We start from the raw sequence: 8064 nt of genomic DNA on the forward strand, positions 1-8064 counted from the left end.
GGATGGGTAGAGCCGCAGGCGGAACCCATCAATGACGGGTTCCGCATCGATGATGGGATTCGCCTTCGGCTCATCCCATCCTACGAATCTGCGAGTCACCCCTCAGTTCTTTTCATCCGGAAGCGGCGGCGGGGTGCTGATGCTCTTCGGGCGTGAGCGCCAATAGCCGCCCTTGACCCAAGCGCGGAAGCCCCAGCCGGCCCAGCGCAGCACGGCGACCGCCAGCCACAACGCCCAGGCCAGCATCGCGGTGCGGTACAGCCACATCGGCATCGTGATGGCAGAGCCACGCGGCAGGATGTCGGTACTCTGGTCCGCGAACCAGCTCAGGGCGTGTGCAGTCGAGCCGTTGCCGCGGATGTGCATGTCCGGACTGCCGAGCAGGCCGTAGGGAATCGCCGCCACCAGGGCGAACGCGGCGGCGAGGGTCAGCACGACCAGGCCGATCTGCGCCAGGTTGAAGCCCAGGCGGTTGAAGCGCATGCCATTGGAGCCGATGTTGCCGGCGTCCGTATCGACGGGTGGCACGGCATTGCGGTCGCGCCAGGCCACGGCGAACAGCCAGGCCACGACCACGAACAGCGCCAGCCACGAGAAGGTGGAGAAACCGATCCCGAGCAGCAGCCATTCGTGCAGCTTCAATGGCGCCCAGCGCAGGCGGCTCAGGGCGAAGGCCACCAGCACGAGCACCAGCAGCTCGCCCCAGTACAGCACCGCCGGCCCCAGCCGCGGTCCTCGGGTCAGCAATACCCAGCGATCCCGTGGCAGGTCCAGCCGGAGGTCGATGTTCGCGGCCGGCAAGCCCAGGTCGATCGACGGCGTGGTGTTGCGCATGGCCACACCCTCGCTGTCGCGGAAGCGGATCTCGAACCGTTGCACGCCCGGCAGCAGGGGCAGGCTCAGGCGGCCGTCCTGCGGACGCAGATTGAGGACTTCGCTGCCGCGCCGGACCGACAGCACTTCCGCGCCGGCCGGCAGGACGAGGGTGTGGTCGCCGCCCTGGCTGGCGCGCACGGTCAGACCCAGCGTGTGTTCGCCGGCACGCTGGCCGATCTGGCTCTGCAGTCGCACCGCGTCGATGGCGCGGGTGGCACCGGAGGCGGCGGCGGGACGGGACACGGTGATCTTCAGCGTCTCGCCCGGCAGCGGGTAGAAGCGGAACACGTGCCAGTCGTTGGCGTCGTCTTCGGGCAGCGGGGCGCTTTCGGGCACGCCTTCGAAGCCGAGGTGCCACAGCGGGCTGGCGCTGATTTCCCATACTTCGGCGTGATCGTTCAATGCAGGCGCGGTCAGGGTCAGGGTGTCGGTCTTGTCGAGGCTGCCCCGCCACTCGGCGGTGTCGTCGCCATCGGGAATCGGCAGTTCGACATGGCCCGCGCGCACTTCCAGGCCCGCGGTGCCGACCTTCTCGCCCGCGACCAGAGGCAGCTTCACGGTGAAGCCGCCCTCTTCAGGTGCGAGCCGCTCCGCCACCGAGCGCAGATGCCAGTCCAGCCCCAGGTCGAGGTGCCGGGTCAGGCGTACGTACGGCGGGAACTCCTGTGCGCCCAGGCGCGTGGCGGCGCCATCCGGGGCGGAACCGGTCTCGCGGCTGCGAGCCAAGGTCAGGCTGCCGGCAGGCAGGCGGTTGTCGGTGATGCCGCTGGCCTGCCAGCCGGCACCGTCGAACGCGATCCGTGCCGGCGGCAGCGGAAACGCGAGCACGGCCTTGTCGGCCATGGCGCGGGTCTCGATCTCGACGCGATGCACGCCGCGATCCAGCACGATCCAGCGGCGCCCCTGCGCCTGCAGTACGCCTCCGGCATCGGCGCCGTCTACGCGCAGGCGCAGCGGCGACAGGTCGACATCGTCGACAGGCAGCGGAACGAACACGCGGGCGGCGGCGTGCACATCCAGCGCAATGCGCACGTCGTCGCCGTCGGCGCGCACCTGTGCGGCGGCGATCGTGGCGCAATCCGGCGCGCAGTCCGGCAGGCGGGTCAGGCGGTTCTTCAGTTCCTCGAGCAATTCCGGCGAGGGCATCGACGCCTGTGCGTGGGCAGGCGAGACCATCATTGGTCCGGCCAGCGCGAATGCGGCAAGCGCGGCCGCCACCGGACGCAGGGGCGGCCAGCGCAAGCGGACACCGAGCACACGCAAGGCCAGCAGGGCCAGCAGCGCGACCGCGAGCACGCGCAGCAGTCGGGTCAGCCACGGTGGCGAGATCAGCAGGCGCACACTCTGGTCCTGGGTGATCGGGCCGCTCCAGCGCAGCCGGTAGCTGTGCCCGCCCTGCCAGCTCGGCAGGCCGCGGCCGGTCTGGACCACCGTACCCTGGGTATAGCGATCGAGCACGTCGGCGCGCTTGATGCGGCTGCCGGTGACCATGATGCTGTCGAGCTCGACTCCCTGCCCGACACTGACCGGGGTAGGCGGAGGTGGAGGAAGTGCGGGCATATCGACCGGCGAAGGGTCATCGAATACCACTGCCGGAACCTCGGGCGGTGGCGCCAACTCCCTGTACGCGTACGCCTCCTCGGCAGCTGTAGCCGCAGCATCGGCCGCTTCCATCGCCATCTTCTTGCTCATCCCGACATGCAGCGCCGGCATCAGCGCCGCCCCTTCCAGTTGCGGGTGCAGGGCCATGCGCAACTGCGTCGCCACGAACGGCAGCGCGATCAGTACGAGCAGCACCAGCGCCGCGCGCCGCGCCCATTCGCCGATCCTGCGCAGGCGACCGGCAGGCAGCGCCTGCACGATCAGAGCGAGCGCCAATACCACACCAAGACTCAGGATCGGCGCACCGCGCTCGTGATAGGCAAGCAGCAGGTACACCGCCGCGAGCCCCGCACCGGTCCAGCCGAACAGCCGCCACGACAACAACGCGATCACCGCCGCGATGAACACGTCCAGCAGGGTCCAGCGCGACATCCAGCTGCCATCGGCGCGGTCGGCGCCTGGTGCGGCGAACAGGCGATAGCCGTAGGGCAGGTGCACGGTGGTGGTGACCGTGTCGAAACTCTGCCGCCAGCCCGCGATCGGCCACTTTCCGCCGCCCGATTGCAGGCGCAGGCCGGCATCGAGGCCTACTCGCGGTGTCCGCCATTCGACCCCGGCGGCACCCTCCTCGTCCAGGCGGGTCACCAGCAACGGGGCGTTCTCGACCAGCGACTGCGCACGCTCCAGTATGTAGGGCGCAGCGGCTTCCAGCCGCCAGTCGCGGCGCATCTCGCCTTCCATGCGATCGCGCAAGGTCCAACCGCCACCAGCAAAATCCAGCCAGGCTTCACGTTGCAGACTCAGGCGGTTGCCCTCGTCGGCAGCCACGCCGCGCGCACGCTCCTCGATGGTGATCGTCTGCGACGGCTCCAGCGCGAAGGCCGGCAGTGCGTGCCAATCCTCCGGGACGCCGGCATTGTCCGGATCGACCTGCACCGGACCGCCGGCGCTGGTGGAGCGCAGTGCCGGGGCGGCCTCGTAGCTCCATATTTCCTGTGCCGGCCACGGTTTGCCGGCCTCGGTCTGGGCGGCTAGTTGCACTTGCTGCAGCGGTTCGAGCATGCGGGCGCGCAGCACCAGTTCGGCCTGCTCCGGCTGGACCTGCACGCGCAGGCGGCCATCGGATTCCAGTCGCGCCGGCCAGTCGCCGTCCAGCGTCAGCGGCGCGAAGCCGGCTGGCAGCACCGGCCCGATCAATTCTTCGCGCGCCTGCCCGGCTCCGGTCAGGAGTATCCGTGTTTCCAGCTCCGCGGGCAGGCCGTCACCGAGCTTGCGGTAGACGCGGATGTCAAGCGCATCGGCCTCCGGTGCGGCGGATTCGCCACGGCCCAGCACGAGGTTGTCGCCGTCACGCTGCAAGGGTCGGATCGACTGACCGTCCACCTGCAATTCAACCAGGCTGACCCCGGCCGGCAGTGCCAGTGCCTGCGGTCGCTGTGCCCACGGGATGCGCCCACGCAGTTCGTAATGACCCGGATCCAGCCACACACCCGGCCGGCCGGCATGCCTGACCACCGGCACCGCATTGCCATTGGCGGTCACTTGCTGCGGCCAGTACTGGACATCGCCCGGAAGCACCACCCTGCCGCGCTTCTGAAGCGTATAGCGCAGCGCGAACGCGACCCCACCGGCATCGGCCTGCACATGCAGTACGCCGGGCCAGACGCAGATCCGCTGCGCGCCCTTCTGGCCGGCACCGGCCAGCAGCGGGCAATCGCGCCCGGGCTCATCCTGCAACACCCATTCGCGCCACGGCTCCAGGGGCGCCGGCACCGACACCGGTTGGGCCTGGGCAATCAGGGCACACGACAGCGACAGGGCAGCGGCAAACCAGCAAATCACGGTTCTGCGTATCACGGCTCGACTCCTTTGCAAGCACGATGGCGGCAACGATACAACGGCCGATGTTCCGCCGTGGGGTCAAGGCAACGCTGAAAAGTCGTCACTCCGGCAAAAAAAGCCGGGGGCCCGCTCTTCGGCAGAGGCTCGACTTGTTCAGCGTTTCCCCTACCTGCCGACGCGATGTTTTCCGACATCCGGGCGCCATCCGCCTGTTACCCTTTTGCGCATGGAGAACACCGCGCTTGACCTGCTTCGCACCGTTTTTGGACATCCCGACTTCCGTGGCGAGCAGGCCGAGATCGTCACCCATGTCGCCGACGGCGGCGATGCCCTCGTGCTCATGCCCACCGGCGGCGGCAAGTCGCTGTGTTACCAGCTGCCGGCGATGCTGCGCGACGGCTGCGGTATCGTCATCTCGCCGCTGATCGCGTTGATGCAGGACCAGGTCGAAGGCCTGCGCCAGCTCGGCGTGCATGCGGCCTTCCTGAATTCATCGCTGGACGCCGAAACCGCCGCACGGATCGAGCGCGAATGGCTCGGCGGCGAACTCGACCTGCTCTACGTCGCACCCGAACGCCTGCTGACGAGCCGCATGCTTGGTTTGCTCGACCGCGTTCACCAACATGGCCGGCTGGCCCTGTTCGCAATCGACGAAGCCCATTGCGTCTCGCAATGGGGCCACGATTTCCGTCCCGAATACCGCCAGCTGACCGTGCTCCACGAGCGCTGGCCCGACGTGCCGCGGATCGCGCTGACCGCCACCGCTGACCCGCCGACCCAGCGCGAGATCGCCGAGCGCCTGCAGCTGGACGACGCGCGCCGCTTCGTCAGTTCCTTCGACCGTGCCAACATCCGCTATACCGTGGTGCAGAAGGACAACGCCAGGCGGCAGCTGTTCGATTTCCTGCAGGGTCATGCTGGCGAGGCCGGTATCGTCTATTGCCTGTCTCGGCGCAAGGTCGAGGAGATCGCCGAGTTCCTCGCCGGTCATGGCATCGATGCGGTGCCCTACCACGCCGGCATGGACGCACGCTTGCGTGCGGAGAACCAACGCCGTTTCCTGCACGGCGAGGGCGTGGTGGTAGTTGCGACGATTGCCTTCGGCATGGGTATCGACAAGCCGGACGTGCGCTTTGTCGCCCACATGGATCTGCCCAAGTCGATCGAGGGCTATTACCAGGAAACCGGTCGCGCCGGCCGCGACGGCGAACCGGCCGAAGCGTGGATGTGCTACGGCCTCGGCGACCTGGTGCTGCTGCGGCAGATGATCGAGCAGTCCGAATCCGGCGAGGAGCGCAAGCGGCTCGAACACCGCAAGCTCGACGCCCTGGTCGGCTACTGCGAATCGATGCGCTGCCGCCGGCAGGTACTGTTGTCCAACTTCGGCGAGGAATACTTGCCTGTCGAGGCACCGCAGAGCTCGCCTTGCGGTGCCTCTGGTTCAATCTGTGGCAACTGCGACAACTGCCTGCAGCCGCCCGAGGCCTGGGATGCCACCGAAGCCACACAAAAAGCCTTGAGCTGCGTCTACCGCAGCGGCCAGCGTTTCGGCGCCGCCCATCTCATCGACATCCTGCGCGGCAGCGACAGCGAGAAGATCCGCCAGTTCGGCCACGATCGGCTCAGCACCCATGGTATCGGCGCCGACCTCGATGCGAAGACATGGCGCGGCGTGTTCCGCCAATTGGTCGCGCACGGCCTGCTAGACGTGGATGCCGAAGGCTATGGTGGCCTGCGCCTGACCGCCGCCAGCCGCGCAGTGCTCAAGGGCGAGCAGACCGTGATGCTGCGGAAGATCGTGGTCAAGCGCGAACGCACCCGCGTTGCGGCGAGGACCCCGGCTGCCGTCCTCGCCCTCGCCCCGGCCGATGTCCCGCTATTCGAGGCCCTGCGCGAGATGCGTGCACGGCTGGCACGCGAACAGAACGTGCCGGCCTATGTGATCTTCCACGACCGCACCCTGCGCGAGATCGCCGCCCGACGTCCGGCCAGCGAGGGCGAACTGGCCGGCATCGGCGGCATCGGCACCGGCAAACTGGAGCGCTACGGCGGGCTGGTGCTGGATACCGTGGCTGCTGCCGGCTGAGAAAACGCCAATCGTCAGGCCCGTAGCCGGACAAGGTCGCATCCGGGCGGCATTGCCCCGGGTGCGCTGCGCCTGCCCGGACTACGGCTGCCCGCTGGCGGTCACCGTGCAGGTGAGCTCGAACGTTGCCTGGCCGCCCGCCGGCAGGGTCGGGATCGCCACCCCGGTCGACTGCAACTGCGCCACGCTCGGGCTGGCGGGGCAGACCGCGCCGCCGCTGGCGCTGCAGCTTGGCACCGCCGCCGTGCAGTCGAGTCCATCCACGGCCGGATCGCGCAATACCGCGCCATCGGCGGCCGCGGGGCCAGCATTGGCAACCTCCAGGGTGAAGGTCACCTGCCCGCCGGATACGACGGTCTCCGGCAAGGCCGTTTTCACGACCGACACGTCGGCCTGCGGCAATGGCGTGTTGATGAGATCGCAATCGACCACGTCGCCCATCTCCAGGATGTTCAAGGTGGGCGGTGACGCCGAGTCGTATCCGTCGTCCAGCACGGTCTCGCCGGTCCGGGTGTTCACGCACACGATACGGCGCGCGTAGGCGTCCAGTGCCGATGCACTGCCGGGCGCCATTTCCTCGACCAGGGTGAGTGCGTTGCCGGACATCGCCATCGTGCTGATGTACGGATAGGCGCCGGTGGCCGTACCGGTCGTGGTTCCGGTGCTCACGGTCTGATCGTTGACGTTGACGATGCTGTAGGTGAACTGGTCGGCAGGATCGGCGCGTCCTTCGGGCAGCACCTTGCGCAGGCGCATCGCGCAGCAGCGCACGCCGATCGCGAAACCCTGGCCGGCAGCGGAGTGGATCTGCCCCATCACCGTGAACGGCTGCGCGCTGCCCACCACCTTCTGCGACGCCAGCACCACGGCGTTGGCGTCGCTGCCACCGGTCATGCCCTTGAACCGGAGGCAGTCGACGTAGCTGCCCAGGCAGGCCGAGGCCACGCCCGGATCCAGCGTGGCCGGCGTGCCCTGCTGCACGGCCGAGGCCGGCGCGTTGCCCAGCCACTCCAGCACGCTCCAGGGCGTACCGCCGGAGACCACGCCGAAATCCAGATACTCCGGATTGGAATTCAGGCGCTCGGCATCGGCCACCACGATCTCGAACGGCAGGTCGGTCACCTCCAGTCCGTCGGGGGCGTACAGGCGAATGTCCGCCAGCGTCAGCACGGCCTGGTTACCGCGCCCATCGGGCGAATGCAGCGCCGCCGCGTTCGGCGTGAGGATGGTGTAGTAGCCGGAATTGCCGCTGAAGTTGGAACCGGTCCAGGTCGGTGCCTGACGGACCGTCAAGCGTGGATTCGCGGCACTGCCGCCGCTGACGCTCACGTTGAGTTCCACCCTGGAACCGTCCGGCAGATCAAATTCGAACGGCACGTTGGAGGTGTCGCTGGGCAGGTCCTCGTCGACCGCGCCGAACTGGAACCAGCAGATCGTGCCGACATGCTCACCGTTGGAATTCGGATCGGCCAAGCGACACTCGTTGGCCGCCGCGGGAAGCATCGCGCCAAGCAGCCACAGTGTCGCCAGGGCAAGCAATCCGCGGATGCCGGACCGGATACGGCCACCACGAGGCCGGAAAACAGGATGGCCGGCACCCCAGGCTGCCGGATACTGCTGAGAGAACGCATTCATATGCCGCTGCCACCTTGACCACC

At 68.3% G+C, this 8064-nt stretch carries 3 protein-coding genes; 1 reads left to right on the plus strand and 2 read right to left on the minus strand.

What is annotated here, in order from left to right; all coding sequences use genetic code 11:
• Positions 1 to 102: 102 nt before the first annotated feature.
• Positions 103 to 4335, minus strand: coding sequence for a hypothetical protein (locus tag FKV23_RS12580; RefSeq protein WP_141624154.1), 4233 nt, complete (start codon positions 4333 to 4335; stop codon positions 103 to 105).
• Between the two features lie 211 nt (positions 4336 to 4546).
• On the opposite strand from FKV23_RS12580, the gene recQ reads away from it, so the two are divergent.
• Entirely contained in the window at positions 4547 to 6406 is a 1860-nt protein-coding gene (gene recQ, locus FKV23_RS12585; protein ID WP_141624155.1) for a DNA helicase RecQ, read from the plus strand.
• A gap of 81 nt (positions 6407 to 6487) precedes the next feature.
• Here the strand turns inward: recQ and FKV23_RS12590 are convergent, their stop codons facing one another.
• Positions 6488 to 7879 (minus strand): DUF11 domain-containing protein, encoded by a 1392-nt coding sequence (locus FKV23_RS12590; RefSeq protein ID WP_167285207.1) that lies wholly within the window; start codon positions 7877 to 7879, stop codon positions 6488 to 6490.
• Between the last annotated feature and the right edge of the window lie 185 nt (positions 7880 to 8064).

It is taken from the genome of Lysobacter alkalisoli, assembly GCF_006547045.1.
Lineage (GTDB): Bacteria > Pseudomonadota > Gammaproteobacteria > Xanthomonadales > Xanthomonadaceae > Marilutibacter > Marilutibacter alkalisoli.

Excerpts from the sequence above, each read along its gene's own strand:
- recQ (WP_141624155.1), top strand. The coding sequence starts at position 4,547 with ATGGAGAACACCGCGCTTGACCTGCTTCGCACCGTTTTTGGACATCCC.